The sequence below is a fragment of the Luteibacter aegosomatis genome, from assembly GCF_023078455.1.
Classification (GTDB): domain Bacteria; phylum Pseudomonadota; class Gammaproteobacteria; order Xanthomonadales; family Rhodanobacteraceae; genus Luteibacter; species Luteibacter aegosomatis.
The window spans coordinates 4,742,856-4,757,936 of the sequence record NZ_CP095740.1 but is presented as its reverse complement, the minus strand read 5'-3'; the positions used below and the strand labels follow the sequence as shown (position 1 = coordinate 4,757,936).

Here is a 15,081-nt window from a genome sequence, read left to right as displayed (position 1 = left end):
CGGGTATTCTTGCCACGGAAAGGGGCGCGTGCGCGCGGGGTGGACGACGAAGTCTACCAGTGTTCCGCTCCCCTCTCGGTGTGCCGCCGATGGCGCCTTCGCAAACCCCTCGTAGCCAAGCGCTTGACAGTCCTAAGGATTGTCGCGCATAATTCCGCTCCTTTTTCATCTTCACCCGGATGTAAGCGCCATGAAGCGTACTTACCAGCCCAGCAAGCTCAAGCGCGCCCGTACCCACGGCTTCCGCGCCCGCATGGCCACCGCCGATGGCCGCAAGATCCTGAACGCGCGTCGTGCGAAGGGTCGCAAGCGCCTGATCCCGTAAGCGGCTCGCCCGTCGTGCGTGCCGCAGCCCTGCCGCGCGATGCGCGGCTTCGCCGCGCCGCCGACTTCGCCGCGTTGCGAACAGTCAGCGGTCGCCTCGGCGGCCGCTGTTTTCTTTTGCGCTTCGGAAACAACGACGCCGGCACCGCCCGGCTCGGCCTGGCGATTTCCAAGCGTTGCTCCAAGCGCGCCGTGGATCGCAACCGGATCAAGCGCCTGGCGCGCGAGGCGTTTCGCCGCGTCCGCACCGACCTGCCGCCCGTCGACATCCTCGTGATGGCCCGCGATACGGCCGTCAACGAGCCGGGATCCACGCTGCTCGCCGAGCTCGACGGGCTGTTGCGCCGCATCCGGCCGTTGAAGCGCGAGGGTGCGGACGGCACAATCGCGCGTTGACCTGTTCCAAGCCCTTCCCGCCTTTCCCGGTCGATTGACCGGGCGCCATTCGGATCTGGCCCAAGCTGATGAATCAAACGCGCACGTTCCTCATTTTCGCGCTCATGTTCGTGGCGTACCTGCTGTGGACCGAGTGGCAGAAGGACTACGGTCCGCATCCGCAGCCCCCGGCCGCCACGGCGCAGACCGACACGGCCAAGTCCGCCGACGGCGGTGTGCCGGGCGCCGGCGCTCCCGCCGCGGTGCCCACCGACAGCGCATCGTCGGCCGGCAAGGGCGAGCTCGTCACGCTGTCCAACGACGTGTTGCGCCTGACCATCGACACGCGCGGCGGCAGCGTCGTGCGCTCCGACCTCCTGGCCTATCCGAGCGAGCCGGTCACCAAGAAAAATCCGAATCCGCCGCCGGCTCGCCTCCTCGACGACGAAGAAGCGGATTTCTTCGCCGTGCAGGACGGCCTGGTGAGCAGCACGGGCGCCGCGCCGGACCATCGCGCCCTCTTCCAGGCCGGCACGACCGATGCGAAGCTCGTCGACGGCCAGGAGGCGGTCAGCCTCGACCTCACCTGGTCCGACGCCTCCGGCGTAAAGGTGACCAAGCGCTACACGCTCAAGCGCGGCGCGTACGTGGTCGACTTCAACCAGCACATCGAGAACGGTTCGTCGGCGGCATGGGCCGGCAACGCCTATCAGCAGATGCAGCGCGTCGCGCCGCCCAAGGCGAACTGGTTCAAGAGCTACACCGACCCGGCCCAGCACAGCTTCTTCGGCGCGGGCTGGTACAGCCCGGAGAACAAGTTCGAGTCGCTGCTCGTCACCGACTTCGCGAAGAAGCCGCTCAACCGCGCCTTCACCGGCGGTTGGATCAGCATGCTGCAGCACTATTTCTTCGCCGCGTGGATTCCGCCGGCCGACCAGAACGTCACCTACAGCACGGCCATCGTCGATCCGAATTCGGCCTCGCCGCGTTACCTCGTGCGCGCCTTCGGTCCCGCGATCCAGGTACAGCCGGGCCAGAGCGCGGACAGCCCGGCTCGCCTGTACATCGGTCCGAAGCTGCAGGGCACGCTCGATGCCATCGCCCCGGGTCTCGACCTCACCGCCAACTACGGCTGGCTGACCATCATCGCCACCCCGCTGCACTGGCTGCTCTCGCAGCTCCACGCGATCAGCGGCAACTGGGGCGTGGCGATCATCCTGCTCGTGCTGATCATCAAGACCGCCCTCTTCAAGCTCACCGACGCGCAGTTCCGTTCCGGTGCGCGCATGCGCAAGCTGCAGCCGCGCGTGCAGGCGCTCAAGGAGCGTTACGGCGACGATCGCATGAAGATGCAGCAGGCGATGATGGAGCTGTACAAGAAGGAAAAGATCAACCCGATGGCGGGCTGCCTGCCCATCCTGATCACCTTCCCGATCTTCATCGGCCTGCTTCGCGTGCTGTCCGAATCCATTGAGCTGCGCCATGCGCCGTTCTTCGGATGGATCCACGATCTCTCGGCGCCCGATCCGTTCTACGTGCTGCCGGTGCTGTACTTCATCGTCACCCTGCTCACGCAGCGGATGATGTCCACCGCGGGCATGGATCCCACCCAGGCCAAGATGATGAAGGTGATGCCGTTGATCTTCGGCGTCTTCTTCGCCTTCTTCCCGGCGGGTCTGGTGCTGTACTGGACGGTCAACGGCGGCGCCAGCCTGCTCCAGCAGTGGTGGATCAACCGCAGCGTCGATCGCGCGCACGAAAAGGCGCGCACGGCCTAAACGCATGACAAACGGCACCGACACCATCGCGGCCATCGCCACCGGCGCCGGCGCGGCGGGCGTCGGTGCCGTTCGCGTTTCCGGTCCCCTCGCGCCGACGATCGCCGCCACCCTGCTCGGCCGCGAACCCGTGCCACGGCATGCGCATTTCGCGGCGTTCCGCGACGTCGATGGCGAGTTGATCGATCGCGGCCTGTTGCTCTCATTCCCGGCCCCGGCGTCGTACACCGGCGAACACGTGGTGGAACTGCAAGGCCACGGCAGCGCCGTCCTGCTCGACGCCCTGCTCCGCCGTTGCATCGAACTCGGCGCGCGCCTCGCGAGGCCGGGCGAATTCACCGAACGCGCGTTCCTCAACGGCAAGCTCGATCTCGCCCAGGCCGAGGCCGTGGCCGATCTCGTCGCGGCTACGTCGCGTGCCGGTGCGCGCGCGGCGTTGCGTTCGATGGAAGGGGTGTTCTCCGCGCGCGTGGACGAGTTGCTCGCCGAACTCATCGGGCTGCGCGTGCACATCGAGGCGGCCATCGATTTTCCCGAGGAGGAGATCGATTTCCTCGCCGACCCAGTCGTTGCCGACAACCTTGCCGCACTTCGCGCGCATCTCGACGAACTGCTGATCGAAACCCGTCGCGGCGTTCGCCTCAACGACGGCATCGCCGTCGCCATCGTCGGCCGCCCGAACGCGGGCAAGTCGAGCCTGCTCAACGCGTTGGCAGGCCAGGAGCGCGCGATCGTCACCGACGTCGCGGGTACCACGCGCGATGTGTTGCGTGAAGCCATCCACATCGACGGCGTTGCCCTGGAACTGGCCGACACGGCGGGCCTTCGCGACTCGGACGACATGGTGGAACGCGAGGGCATCCGCCGCGCGCGCGCGCAACTCGAGCGTTGCGACGTCGCGCTGCTCGTGACCGATGCCGAACACGCGGATGCCGACCGCGCCTTCTTCGACGGCACCCCCGAACACGCGGCACGCATCACCGTCGTCAACAAGATCGACATCGGCCGCATCGCCGCGCGCCACGAAGGTGACACCTTGTGGCTGTCGGCTCACACCGGCGAAGGCCTCGACACGCTACGAACCGTGTTGAAGGAACTCGCTACCGCCGGTGCCGGTGAAGGCGCCTTCAGTGCCCGTCGCCGCCACGTGGCGGCTCTGGAACGGGTTCACGATCATCTCCGCCGAACGGCCGCCGCGCTTCACGATACCCGCGCGGGCGAACTGGCCGCCGAAGAACTGCGTCAGGCACAGCAGGCGCTCGGTGAGCTTACGGGAACCTACTCCTCGGACGATCTGCTGGGCGCGATCTTCGGGTCTTTCTGCATAGGAAAGTGACGCAAGCGCGGAGTATCGAGCGGGCACCGTGATCAGCAGGTTTCCGCCGTGGCGGCTTCCGCACCCCGGCGATCCATCGCCACCGACACGCTCCACAACAGCAAACCGCACACGGCCAGGCCGCTACCGACCCAGGCCGGCGACGTCCAGCCGTAGCCATTGGCGATCGCGAGGCCGCCGAGGAAGGGACCCAGCGCGTTCGCCGTGTTGAATGCCGAATGGTTGAGCGCCGCAGCCAACGCCTGCGCGTCGCCGGCGACGTCCATCAGCCGCGTCTGCAACACGGTGGCGAGCGCGCCACTGATGCCGATGAGGAACACCATCGTGCCGAGCGTCCATACGTTGCCCGCAGCGAAGGGAAAGACGGCGAGCATGACGAGCGCCCAGACCAGCAACGCGCCGGCCGTGCGCATCAAGGCGCGATCGGCGAAGACCGGTACGATCATGTTGCCGAGGGTGAGGCCCACGCCGAATACGCCCATGATCCAGGGCACCGCGCCGAGTGGCATGTGCGTCACGCGCAGCAGGATATCGGCCAGATAGGTGTACACCGCGAACATGCCGCCGAAACCGATGGCGCCGATGCCGAGGGTGATCCACACCTGTGGACGCTTCAGCGCACCGAGTTCGCGCAGCGGGCTCGCTTGCGAATCGGCCGGCGGATTCGGTGCGAACGCGAAGACCGCGCTCATCGTCATCAGGCCCAGCACCGCCACCAGCGCGAAGCTCCAACGCCAGCCCACGGCCTGGCCCAGCCAGCTCGCCAGCGGCACGCCGGCGATGGTGGCGACGGTGAGGCCGAGGAACATCTGGCCCACCGCGCGCGTACGCCGGTTGGGCGGCACGAGCGAGCTGGCTACCAGTGCCGCCACGCCGAAGTAGGCGCCATGCGGCAACCCGGCGAGAAAACGGAACAGCAGCATCCAGTGATACGTGGGTGACAAGCCGGTCAGGCCGTTGAACACCGTGAACATCGCCATCAGCAACAGCAGCAGTCGGCGGCGCGGCAGGCGCGCGCCGATCACCGTGATCACCGGGGCACCGACCACCACACCCAGCGCGTACGCGCTGATCGCATGGCCGGCCGTCGGCGCGTCGATGCCGAGGCCTTCGGCGAACAGCGGCAGCATGCTCATCGAGGCGAACTCGGTGGTGCCGATGGCGAAACCGCCCACGGCCAGGGCGAGGATCACCAGGCCGACATGGGGCGCGCGAACGGGCGGGGCCACCCGTTGGGACACAGGGGACGAGGACATCGTGGGATCTCGGGAAATGGGAGCGGGCGATGCGATGTTGCACCGCGACATGCCTAAGGATACGGCGTTTCGGCGCCGAGTTCGCTACACGTGACGTTGAATCGGGTTCATGAAAGGCGACCCAGCCCGGGCCCCAGCTCACGCAGAAGATCGATGAACGCCCTCAGCGCCGAGGTGACGCGTCGCTGGCGCGGGTAGTACAGCATGTAACCGGGATAGGGCGGGCACCAGTCGTCCAGCAGCCGCGCGAGGCGCCCGTCGCGCAGGTGATCGATGACCTGGTCCTCGAGCACCATGGCGATGCCGACGCCGGATGCCGCGGCGTCGGCGCAATAGCCGAGGTCGCCGAACGTGCAGCGACCGCGCACGTCGATCTCCAGCCGGGTCTCGCCCTGTTCGAACTCCCACTTGTAGATGCGCCCGCTGGGGAAGCGGTAGCGGATGCAGTCGTGGGTGGCCAGTTCGTAGGGATGCCGCGGGACGCCCCGTTCGGCCAAGTAGGCAGGCGTGGCCACGCAGGCCATGCGCTGCGGCGGCCCGAAGGGCACGGCCACCATGTCCTCGGGCACCACCTCGTGCAGGCGGATGCCCGCGTCGTAGCCGTCGGCCACGATGTCGATCAGACCGTCGTTGTCGACCGCCTCGAAGTGGATGTCGGGGTAGCGCCTCAGGAAGACCGACAACAACGGCGGCAGCAGCAGCTGGGCGGCGGTGCGCGGCATGTTGATCCTGAGGTTGCCCGCCGGCTTGGCCCGGAAATCGTTCATTTCGCCGAGGGCGTCGCTCACATCGCGCAGGGCCGGCTGCAGGCGCTCGAACAGGCGCCGTCCGGCCTCCGTCAGGGAAACGCTGCGCGTGGTCCGATGGAACAGGACCACGCCGAGCCGCTCTTCCAGGCCGCGAATGGCGTAGCTGATCGCCGACGTGGACAGGGCCAACTCCGCGCCCGCCTTGCGGAAGCTGGCGTGGCGGGCGACGGCGGCGAAGGCCGCGAGGTGGGAAAGGTTATCGGGCTGCATGATTGTGCAGATTACCTCAACGGTACATCCCAGAAATCCCGTTGGACCATTCTATTGTTGAAGGATTATTGTTCCAGGGTTCCCTGTCGTTCCAGTCACCAAGAGGGTGTGCCCCATGTTTGAAGTCCACGGTTTCGCCGCGAAAGACGCGACCTCCGACCTCGTGCCCTACACGTTCAGCCGCCGCGACGTCGGCGCGACGGACATCCACATCGAGATCCTTTACAGCGGCATTTGCCACTCCGACCTGCACCAGGCGCGCAACGATTGGGGCAACGCCCCGGCCGAGAACTTCCCGATGGTGCCGGGCCACGAGATCGTCGGCCGCGTGGTGGCCGTCGGCCCGAACGTGAAGAAGTTCAAGGTGGGCGACCTGGCCGGCGTCGGCTGCATGGTCGATTCCTGCCGTGAGTGCGAGTCGTGCAAGCGCGATCTCGAGCAGTACTGCCAGGTGCATACCAGCTTCACCTACAACGGCACCGAGCAGGACCGGAAGACGGTGACCCAGGGCGGTTACTCCACCGCCATCGTGGTGGAAGAGCGTTTCGCGGTGAAGATCTCCGAGAAGCTCGACCTCAAGGCCGTGGCGCCCCTGCTCTGCGCGGGCATCACCACGTATTCGCCGCTGCGTCACTGGAAGGTGGGTCCGGGCCAGAAGGTCGGCGTCATCGGCCTGGGCGGCCTCGGCCACATGGGCGTCAAGTTCGCCAAGGCGATGGGCGCGCACGTGACGATGATCACCACCTCCCCGAGCAAGGGTGACGACGCGAAGAAGCTCGGCGCCGACGCGGTGCTGATCTCCACCGATGCCGATGCGATGCAGAAGGCCGCGTCCAGCTTCGACTTCCTGCTCAACACGGTGCCGGTATCGCACGACATCAATCCCTATACGTCGTTGCTCAAGCTCGACGGCACCATGGTGCTGGTCGGCGCGCTCACCCCGCTCGACGGCGTGATCGGCGGCAGCCTCATGCTGCCGCGCCGTACCATCGCCGGCTCGGCGATCGGCGGCATGGCGGAAACGCAGGAGATGATGGACTTCTGCGCCGAGCACAACATCGTGTCCGACATCGAACTGGTCGACATGGCCTCGATCAACGAGACCTACAAGCGCCTGGTGAAGAACGACGTGCGCTACCGCTTCGTCATCGACATGGCTACCATGCCCAAGGGCTGAGCCACCTGGATTCCGGGGTCGGCGATCGGCCCCGGAACCTGACAGGGAGGTAGGCATGACGCATCGCTTCGCTCGTCGCGCGCTCGCGGCAACGCTGTGTCTCGCTTCGCTACCCGCATGCGCCGATGCGCAGGACGATGCCATACGGGCGCAATGCCCCTCGGCGCAGGCCTGGATGGATCGCATGGCCGCCGCGCATGCGAAGAAAACGCCTCCGCCAAAGGGCGCTCTCGACCCCGCGTTTCGCGACGAACTGCACGCGCACCACGATACCGACGTTGCCGCCCGTCGTGCGTGGATCGAAGCGCAGGGCGCCAAACCCCAGACCGAGCACATGCTCGCGATCGATCGCGACAACCTTGCCTGGATGAAGCGGCGATTCGCCAAGGGTTTTCCCTCGGCGGCACAGGTCGGCAGGAACGGCGTCGAGGAGGCCTTCCTGCTCGTGCAGCATGCCGACGGCGACCACGCGTTCCAGTCCTCGATGCTCGAGCCGATCATGGCCGCGGCCAAACGGGGCGAGTTGCCCCAGGGCGACGTCGCGATGCTCATCGATCGCGTGCTGCGCGCCGAGGGTAAACCGCAACGCTACGGTACCCAGTACCAGTCGAATACGCCGGGCGACCTGTCGGCCATGAAGCTGCAGCCGACCGAAGATCCCGCGCACCTCGAGGCTCGTCGCGCCAGCATGGATCTCATGCCGAGCGACGATTACGCGTGCATGTTGAAAGTCGTCTATGCCGGTTCATCGCAAGCCCCGGCACATTGAATCCGCCGAGCCGTTGCAACGGGTGAGCGAAACCCATCTCGCGCCGTATGGCGCGACACTGCGCTACCGAGTTTCTTATTTTTCAGGTTAAGCGCCGCAACCGAAAATTTAAGAAATTTCCGGAACATCGACATCGGGCAGCACCAGACGCATCGACACCTCACCGAAGGGGCGACCGCTGATGCCGTCGATCACCTTCGCGCGCACCTGTTCACCCGTGTCGTTCGCCACGAGGCAACTCAAGGGCGTGCCCCCACCGTTGTATCGGCGACCCCATTCGCCCATGGCGGCCAGGATCGGGATGAATTCCCGGCCTGCCTCGGTCAGCACGTATTCGTCGCGCGGCGGGCGCTCGCTGTAGCGCCGCTTTTCCAGCACGCCTGCCTCGGTCAGCGACTTCAGGCGGCGGGAAAGGATGTTGGGCGCGATGCCCAGGCTGGTGCGGAATTGGTCGAACTGGGTCATCCCGCGGCTGGCGTCGCGCAGGATCAGGGCGCTCCAGGCATCTCCCACCATGGCTAGGCCACGGGAGATGGGGCAGGTGCCGGAAGAAAGTTTCTCGGGGTCCATTGCATTATGGTAGCAACGTCACTATCGTATCGCAACGTTGTCACTATCAATTTGCAATCAACTGATACGGAGAGACCCCATGACGGCATCGAACAAAGGCACGGCCCTGGTAACGGGCGCTTCCACGGGCATCGGCGAAATCTATGCCGACCGGCTGGCCGATCGCGGCTATGACCTGATCCTGGTTGCCCGCCGCAAAGAGGCCCTCGAGGCCGTGGCGAAGAAGATCACCGACCGCACCGGCCGCAAGGTGGAGGTGCTGCGCGCCGACCTGTCCCTGCGCGAGGACATCGCCGCCGTCGAGCAGCGACTGGCGACCGATGGCTCGATCACCCTGCTGGTCAACAACGCGGGCATATCGTTGGCCGGAAGCTTCCTCGACAACGATTCGGCGAAGATCGAGCAGCTGCTCACCATCAACATCACCGCTCCCACCCTCCTCTCCGCCGTGGCAGCCAAGGCCTTCAAGGCACGCAACGCGGGCGGCATCATCAACATCGCCTCGGTGCTGGCGTTCGGACCCGAAATGTTCGACGGCATCTACAGCGGCAGCAAGGCGCACCTGGTGAACATCACCCACAGCCTCGCCGCCCAGTTGAAGGGCACGAACGTGCGCGTGCAGGTGGTGGCCCCGGGCGCGACGCGTACCGAGATCTGGGAGAAGTCGGGCAAGGACATCGACACGTTGCTGCCGGGCAAGGTGATGGAGACGGCCGACCTGGTGGATGCCGCCTTGCGCGGTTACGACATGGGCGAGCTGGTGACGATTCCGCCGCTGCACGATGAATCACTGTACCTGGCGTACGAGAAGGCGCGGATGGCGATGTTGCCGAACCTGTCGAACAAGGACGTGGCGGAGCGCTATCGCGGCTGACGGTGTCGCAAGATCGATCGCGGACAGGGCCCGCTCCCACCCGGTAGGAGACTCTCTACCGAAGGGCGGGAGCGGACCCTGTCCGCGATCCGGTGCGAAGCGAGGCTTACGACTTCGGCGTGATCCGCCGCAGCTCACCGTCGCTGCCGCCACGCACGTACCAGATGCTTCCGTCGAACGGCGATACCTTCAGCGCACGCACGCTGCCGGTATACACGCCGTTGGCATCGCGCCCATACCGTTCCACGCCCGTGACGTTACCCTGCGCATCGAGGATCACGCGATACAGCGCGATCGACGAGGTGGAACCGAGTAGCGCCGAGCCCTTCCACTGCGGGAAGAGGTTGCCGTTGTAGAACGCCAGCCCCGAAGGCGACATCGAGTTGGTGGTGGGGAACCAGCCCCAGTAGGCCGCGGGCTGCACGAACTGCGGCGCGCTGTCGTGGCGGGGATACGGCTGGCCGGGCATGTAGGCATCGCTGGGATAGTGGTTGCCGTTGCTGACCAACGGCCACCCGTAGTTGCCGCCCTTCACGATGAGGTTGAACTCGTCGCCGGAAGACGGCCCCATCTCGGTTTCCCACAGCTTGCCGTCGGCGCTGAAGGCCAGCCCGTAAGGATTGCGGAAACCCGTGGCCCAGATCTGGCCGACGATGCCCGGCTGTGAGCCGTTCGGGTTGTCGGAGGGCGTGCTGCCGTCGAGGTTCAGGCGGATGATCTTGCCCAGGCCGGTGTCCGGCATCTGCGCCTGCGAACCGCGATCGCCCTTCGCATCGGGGATGTCGCCGTCGCCTACGGAGAGAAACACGTGCTGGCCGTCGGGCGCGAAGGCGATGCGCGCGCCGGGCTGTCCACGCACCGACCAGGTCGAGGGTTCCTGCCAGACGATGGTGAGGTTGGCGAGTGACGCGCCCTGGGCCGACTCGTCGAGCCGCGCCTTGGCGAGCGTGAGGTGGTTGTTACCGTCGGCGGCCTTGGCCACGTAACTGAACCACAGCGTGTGGTCCTGGGCGAAGGTCGGCGAGGCGGCCACGTCGTGCAGGCCGCTCTGCCCGCCGCCCCCGTTGGCGCCGACCGACACGGGCAATCCGCCGATGGAGGTCTTGGCACCCGACGCCGTCACGACGTACATGTGGTCGCTCTTCTCGGTGACCACGACGCGCCCGTCGGGGAGGAAATCCAGGCCCCAGGGATTGTTGAACGCGGCCACGTCGGCGATGACGAAGGGGGCGGCCGGTTCGGTCTGCGCGCCGGTGACGCGTGCGTTGTACGAGGTGGCGGGGCCCGTGCCCGGGTTGGTCGGGTCGGTGGGATCCGTGGGATCGGTCGGATCGGTCGGCGTGCTCTCGCCCGTGCCGAACACCTGGAACTCGTGCAGCGAGTAGCCGTACTGCGTATTGCGGGTGAGGCCCGTCATGCGCACGAAACGTGCCTGCGCCGTGGCGAAGTCCACCGTCTCGATGCCGCCCTTGCCGTTCGCCTGGCTGGATACGGTATTCCAGGCCTGGCCGTCGGTGGAGGTCTCGATGCGGTAGGACACGGCGTGGGCGTTCTCCCAATCGAGCACCACGCGGTTCACGGCTTGCGTGCTGCCGAGATCGACGTAGATCCACTGCGGATCGGAGAACGCCGACGACCAGCGCGTGTCGGTCCGGCCGTCGTTGGCGTTGGCGGCCTTGAACGCCACGGGGTTCTCGGTGCTGCTGGCGGTGACGGGGCGGTTCAGCGCCAGGTTGGTCGGCGCGGTCTGGGCGAAGGCACAGGGGGCGGCGAGCGCCCCGGCAAGCACGTACACGATCGGCGAAACACGACGCATGACAGGCTCCGGCTGGGGGAAGGTCGCGAAAAGCTACGACAGGACGCCGGTGGTTTTTTGACCAAAAAGAGCCAGGATGCGGAAAATCACGACCGGCTCGCAGTTCCTTCGTGTGATGGCTTACGACCACACTGGCTTCACGGCGCGATTCGAGCCGATGTGATGACGTGCCGGGTTGCCTCAGTCCCGACAGCGGCTTAGCGTGAACTCACGCCGCACGTCGCACGAATGCACGCTAAACTACGGCCCTCGCTCGATTCTCCACCTGCGATAAGGCATGGCTTCTTTCGTCTTCGGCGCGTTCGGACTTTCCACTCTCTGGTTGCTACCCCTGCTCTGGCGCATCGGCGCGGCGCTCGTACGTCGCCGTCGGCCGCCGACCGTGGGGCCGGGCGCCATCCGTTTCTGGGCAGGCTTCGTCCTGGTGCTGACCGCGAGTGCGTCCCTCGAGGGGTTGGTGATCACCCATTTCACCGACGACCCGAACGTCGGCGGCGTGGTATGCCACTGGCTGGGCACGACGTTCGCCCCCATGGCCGTGCCTGCGGCGCTGGTCGCGCTGGCGCTCTGGATCATCGCCCTGCCCTGGTACCTCGGCGTGTCCTGGGGCGATTCGCTTTCGCGTATCACCCGCGTGCTCGAGCCCGTGGGCGTGCTGGCCATCGCCCTCACCGGTCGCATGGTGTCGCGACGGGACCACCGTGGCGGCACGCGCCGCACGTCCGGCGCGGTGCGCCGGCAGGACACGCGCCGTCGGGTCAAGGCCTCGCCGCCGCGCACGCCGTCGAAGAAACCCGTTCGCGTGGAAGCGGCGCGCAGCCAGCCGGTACGTTCCGAGCCGGTGAACGCGCCGACGCCGCGTCCGTCGTTCGCCACGCCGGTACCGCCGCGTCATCGTGTACAAGCCGATACCGTGATCCGCGAGCCCTGGCTGGCGCCGAAGGCGATGGCCCAGGCGACGGCGGAAGAAGCCGAACAGGCGGCGATCGACACGCCGCCCGTCGCGCCGGTGTTCACGGCACCTGTGGTCGACGAGCCCGTGATCCATGAACTTCCGCCCTCGCCGCCCGTGGCCCCGGTGTCCCGTTTCGCGATCGCGGCGAACGACGAAGCCGATGCGCCCGTGCCCACGCAGCGCGTCGTCACGCTCACGCCGGTGCGCGCGCTTCGCGCGGCTACGGCCAGCTCGGTGAGCCTTCCGCCGTTGAGCTTGCTTGCACCGGCGACGCATGCGGCCATGGCCGTCTCCGACGGCGAACTCATGGAAACGGGCGAACTGATCGAGCAGCGCTTGCGCGAGTTCAAGGTGCCGGTACAGGTGGTCGGCGCGTCCGCCGGTCCGGTCATCACCCGCTACGAAGTGGAGCCGGCGGTGGGCGTGCGCGGCAACCAGATCGTGGCGCTCATGAAAGACCTCGCCCGCGGCCTGGGCCGCAGCTCCATCCGCGTGGTGGAAACCATCCCCGGCAAGACGTGCATGGGCCTGGAGCTGCCCAACGAACAGCGGCAGATGATCGCGTTGTCGGAGATCCTCGATTCGGGCGAATACCGCGAATCGGATTCCTGGCTCACGCTCGCCATGGGCAAGGGCATCACCGGCGAACCGGTGGTGGCGGACCTGGCGAAAGCACCGCACATGCTCGTGGCGGGCACCACGGGCTCGGGCAAGTCGGTGGCGGTGAACGCCATGATCCTGTCGATGCTGTACAAGGCCACGCCCGAAGACGTGCGCATGATCATGATCGACCCGAAGATGCTCGAGCTTTCGGTGTACGAGGGCATTCCGCACCTGCTGGCGCCCGTGGTCACCGACATGAAGCTCGCCGCCAATGCGCTCAACTGGTGCGTGGCGGAAATGGAAAACCGCTACCGGCTCATGTCCGAGCTGCGCGTGCGAAACCTCGCCGGCTTCAACCAGAAGGTGCGCGAGGCGCGCGCCATGGGCAAGCCGCTGTTCAATCCGTTTCCCGCGCATCCGGAAGTGCCCGAACACCTGGATACGTTGCCGACCATCGTGGTGGTGATCGACGAGCTGGCCGACCTCATGATGGTCGCGGGCAAGAAGATCGAAGAACTCATCGCGCGGCTGGCGCAGAAGGCGCGCGCCGCCGGCATCCACCTGATCCTCGCCACGCAGCGTCCGTCGGTCGACGTGATCACCGGCCTCATCAAGGCGAACATCCCCACGCGCGTGGCCTTCCAGGTGTCGTCGAAGATCGATTCGCGCACCATCCTCGACCAGATGGGCGCGGAGAGCCTGCTCGGCCAGGGCGACATGCTGTTCCTGCCGCCGGGCACGGGTTATCCACAGCGCATCCACGGCGCGTTCGTCGCCGACGAGGAAGTGCATCGCGTCGTGGCCTGGCTCAAGCAGTTCGGCGAGCCGGATTACAAGGACGAGATCCTCGCCGGTCCGCCGAGCGAGGCGATGGAGGGCGAGCCCGGCGAGGATGGCGTGGATGCGGAGCTGGATCCGCTCTACGACGAAGCGGCTGCGTTCGTGCTGCGCACGCGCCGTGCGTCGATCTCGTTCGTGCAGCGGCAGTTCCGCATCGGCTACAACCGCGCGGCGCGGCTGGTGGAGGCGATGGAGAGCGCGGGGATCGTGTCGCCGATGGGGATCAACGGGCAGCGCGAAGTGATCGCGCCTGCGCCACAGGATTGAAGTGCCGTAGACGGGTTGCCGCGCCCTCTGACGAGAGGCGCTGGGTTCCCGCGTTCGCGGGAACGACGTGAGGGGTAGGTGCCTCGAAGCGACCTACCGTCATTCTTGCGCACGCGGGAATCCAGCGCCTGGCGCGCGGTCTTCGCGACCACGCCGCTACGGTTTTCCGATCACTCCTTGGTAAGGAGCTTCAACGGCACCGCGATGGTCTTCTCCACCGGCTGCTTGTCGATCAGCTTCTTCGCCGTTTCCACGCCGAGCTTGCCGATCTCCTCCGGCTGCTGCGCGACGGTGGCGGCCATGCCGCCGTTCTGCACCGCGGCCTTGCCGTCGGGCGTGCCGTCGAAACCGACGACGAGCACCTTCTTGTTCTTGCCCGCGAGCGCCTGCACCGCGCCGAGCGCCATCTCGTCGTTCTGGGCGAAGATCGCCTGCACGTCACCATGCGCCTGCAGCAGGTTCTCGCTCACCGAAAGGCCCTGCGCGCGATCGAAGTTGGCCGGCTGCTGGGCCACGATCTTCATGCCGGTCGCGGCGATCGCGTCGTCGAAGCCCTTGCCGCGCTCGCGCGCCGCCGAGGTACCGGCCACACCCTGCAGCTCGATGATGTTGCCCTTGCCGTCGAGCTGCTTGGCGAGGAAGTCGGCGGCCATCTTGCCTCCGGCGATGTTGTCCGACGCGATGTGCGAGGCCACCTCCGCACCGTCGACGCCGCGATCGAGCGTGATCACCGGGATGTTGGCGCGCTGCGCGGACTGCACGGCACCGGCCAACGCCGAGGAGTCGGTGGGATTGAGCAGGATGACCGAAACGTGTTTCTGGATCAGGTCTTCCACGCTGGAAATCTGTCGCGCGGGGTCGTCCTGCGCGTCGACCACCACCAACTGCACGCCGGCCGACTTGGCGGCGCTCTCGGCACCGTTCTTCAGTTCGACGAAGAAGGGATTGTTCTGCGTGGACAGCGCCAGGCCTACGACGGGCGTGCCCGACGGCGCGGCACCGCCGGCCGTGGAGGCGGACGAAGGCGCCGATTCGCCGGGGCCCTGCTGCGAACAGGCGGCGAGGAGCGTGGCCGCGGCGGCGGCGAGAAAGTGGAGTTTGCGCATGGGAGTGTCCCTCGTG

Annotated in this window: 13 protein-coding genes; 8 read left to right on the top strand and 5 right to left on the bottom strand. The window is 66.8% G+C overall.

Going from position 1 to position 15,081, the window contains the following annotated elements:
• The first annotated feature begins 190 nt into the window (after positions 1–190).
• The 4 genes from rpmH (at position 191) to mnmE (ending at position 3,813) form a co-directional block, all read left to right on the top strand.
• Complete coding sequence (gene rpmH, locus L2Y94_RS21220; RefSeq protein WP_045828244.1) at positions 191–325, top strand: 50S ribosomal protein L34; 135 nt, start codon at positions 191–193, stop codon at positions 323–325.
• Positions 326–339: 14 nt separating this feature from the next.
• Entirely contained in the window at positions 340–720 is a 381-nt protein-coding gene (gene rnpA / locus L2Y94_RS21215) for a ribonuclease P protein component (RefSeq protein ID WP_247372029.1), read from the top strand.
• A 68-nt stretch (positions 721–788) separates the two neighbouring features.
• Entirely contained in the window at positions 789–2,477 is a 1,689-nt protein-coding gene (yidC, locus tag L2Y94_RS21210) for a membrane protein insertase YidC (RefSeq protein WP_247372026.1), read from the top strand.
• Between the two features lie 4 nt (positions 2,478–2,481).
• Entirely contained in the window at positions 2,482–3,813 is a 1,332-nt protein-coding gene (gene mnmE / locus L2Y94_RS21205) for a tRNA uridine-5-carboxymethylaminomethyl(34) synthesis GTPase MnmE (protein WP_247372024.1), read from the top strand.
• Positions 3,814–3,845: 32 nt separating this feature from the next.
• Here mnmE and L2Y94_RS21200 read toward each other — a convergent pair whose 3' ends face one another.
• The gene (locus tag L2Y94_RS21200; protein ID WP_247372022.1) at positions 3,846–5,069 is read right to left on the bottom strand and encodes an MFS transporter; all 1,224 of its coding nucleotides are present in this window, start codon (positions 5,067–5,069) and stop codon (positions 3,846–3,848) included.
• A gap of 107 nt (positions 5,070–5,176) precedes the next feature.
• Positions 5,177–6,088 carry a LysR family transcriptional regulator gene (locus L2Y94_RS21195; protein ID WP_247372019.1) on the bottom strand — a complete coding sequence of 304 codons (912 nt, stop codon included), beginning with the start codon at positions 6,086–6,088 and terminating at the stop codon, positions 5,177–5,179.
• Between the two features lie 115 nt (positions 6,089–6,203).
• On the opposite strand from L2Y94_RS21195, the gene L2Y94_RS21190 reads away from it, so the two are divergent.
• The gene (locus L2Y94_RS21190; RefSeq protein WP_247372016.1) at positions 6,204–7,265 is read left to right on the top strand and encodes an NAD(P)-dependent alcohol dehydrogenase; all 1,062 of its coding nucleotides are present in this window, start codon (positions 6,204–6,206) and stop codon (positions 7,263–7,265) included.
• 55 nt (positions 7,266–7,320) lie between these two features.
• Complete coding sequence (locus tag L2Y94_RS21185) at positions 7,321–8,034, top strand: DUF6624 domain-containing protein (RefSeq protein WP_247372014.1); 714 nt, start codon at positions 7,321–7,323, stop codon at positions 8,032–8,034.
• A 108-nt stretch (positions 8,035–8,142) separates the two neighbouring features.
• On the opposite strand, the gene L2Y94_RS21180 is transcribed toward L2Y94_RS21185, so the two are convergent.
• Positions 8,143–8,550: a winged helix-turn-helix transcriptional regulator gene (locus tag L2Y94_RS21180; RefSeq protein WP_247372011.1), complete on the bottom strand. Its 408-nt coding sequence runs from the start codon at positions 8,548–8,550 to the stop codon at positions 8,143–8,145.
• A 133-nt stretch (positions 8,551–8,683) separates the two neighbouring features.
• Between L2Y94_RS21180 and L2Y94_RS21175 the strand changes: the two genes are divergently transcribed.
• Complete coding sequence (locus L2Y94_RS21175) at positions 8,684–9,478, top strand: SDR family NAD(P)-dependent oxidoreductase (RefSeq protein WP_247372008.1); 795 nt, start codon at positions 8,684–8,686, stop codon at positions 9,476–9,478.
• Positions 9,479–9,584: 106 nt separating this feature from the next.
• Here the strand turns inward: L2Y94_RS21175 and L2Y94_RS21170 are convergent, their stop codons facing one another.
• Complete coding sequence (locus L2Y94_RS21170) at positions 9,585–11,294, bottom strand: PQQ-dependent sugar dehydrogenase (RefSeq protein ID WP_247372005.1); 1,710 nt, start codon at positions 11,292–11,294, stop codon at positions 9,585–9,587.
• Positions 11,295–11,571: 277 nt separating this feature from the next.
• On the opposite strand from L2Y94_RS21170, the gene L2Y94_RS21160 reads away from it, so the two are divergent.
• On the top strand, positions 11,572–13,959 hold the full coding sequence (locus L2Y94_RS21160; RefSeq protein ID WP_283248502.1) for a DNA translocase FtsK: 2,388 nt from the start codon (positions 11,572–11,574) through the stop codon (positions 13,957–13,959).
• A gap of 170 nt (positions 13,960–14,129) precedes the next feature.
• Here L2Y94_RS21160 and rbsB read toward each other — a convergent pair whose 3' ends face one another.
• Positions 14,130–15,065, bottom strand: coding sequence for a ribose ABC transporter substrate-binding protein RbsB (gene rbsB, locus L2Y94_RS21155; RefSeq protein WP_247372002.1), 936 nt, complete (start codon positions 15,063–15,065; stop codon positions 14,130–14,132).
• Positions 15,066–15,081 lie beyond the last annotated feature (16 nt).